The sequence below is a fragment of the Pseudomonas serboccidentalis genome (genome assembly GCF_028830055.1).
Classification (GTDB): domain Bacteria; phylum Pseudomonadota; class Gammaproteobacteria; order Pseudomonadales; family Pseudomonadaceae; genus Aquipseudomonas; species Aquipseudomonas serboccidentalis.
In genome coordinates, this window is sequence record NZ_CP101655.1 from 5,992,592 (window position 1) to 5,993,664 (window position 1,073).

Sequence of the window (1,073 nt, forward strand, 5' to 3'; positions counted from 1 at the left end):
GATTCCGACTCTAGCCAGTACGGACCGTGGGAGACTTCTCGTCCCGCCCCTTCTACCTAAAGCGCCGATAAGGAATTCATCGGTAAAACCGACGATAGAGGCAAGCCAGCGCTACGGTAGACCCCAACAAGCACCTAAACCCTAGCTCCGAGGATTCGTCATGACAATCCTTACCTCGCCAACGGTGGTTGGTATCGATGTGGCCAAGGCCGAAATCGTCGTTTACCGCGAAGACCTGAAAAATATTCAGATCATCAGCAACGATCGAGTAGCTATTGGCCGTTGGCTCAAGACCCTGCCAGCGCAAAGCTCGGTTGCCCTGGAGGCCACCAGCCTCTACCACTTGGATGCGGCCGAACTGGCTCACGGTATGGGGCACCGTGTTTATGTTGTGGACCCTTACCGGGTGAGTCATTACCGCGAAGGTGTTGGTCAGAGAGCAAAAACCGACCCCTGCGATGCACGCCTGCTGGCGCGTTATCTTTCCAGTGAGCAGCAACGGCTTCGGGTCTGGAGTCCACCGCCGCAGCTCTACACTGTGCTGAAAAGCCTGCTTAACAAACGTGCACAGCTGGTAAAAAAACACGCTGGCCTCATGCTGAGCTGGTCAAGCGAAGCTCTTTTGAAAGATCTCTCGGCCCAAGAGCTGGAACACTTCAAACGCTCTGATCAGGTGATTCAGAAATTGCTGCGTGAAGTCAGCGAAGAGGCGGGTATCACCGAAAATATCAGGCGCTGCAAGGCGATTGAAGGGATCGGAGAGTTGACGGCCACGGGCTTGGCTACCACGTTCATGCGAGGTCATTTCGCCAGCGCAGATGCGTTCATCGCTTTTTTAGGAATGGACCTGAGGGCAAAGGATTCAGGAAAGAAACATAGCCCTCGCCACCTAAGCAAAAAGGGCGATGGAGAGTTACGACGTCTTGCACACAATGCCGCAATGGCTGCCTGCCGATCTCCTGTTTGGAAACCGTTCTATGAGTCCTACTTGGCAAGAGGTCTGGCCAGAACTCAAGCCTTGGTCATCCTCGCCCGTAAGCTTTGCCGAGTGGCATTCGCCCTCATGAAAAATC

The 1,073-nt window shown here is 54.2% G+C and carries 1 protein-coding gene; it reads left to right on the forward strand.

Annotation, left to right across the window (positions count from 1 at the left end; genetic code table 11):
* Positions 1 to 160 precede the first annotated feature (160 nt).
* On the forward strand, positions 161 to 1,073 hold a 913-nt coding region (locus NN484_RS27205; RefSeq protein ID WP_274658365.1), incomplete at its 3' end, for a transposase.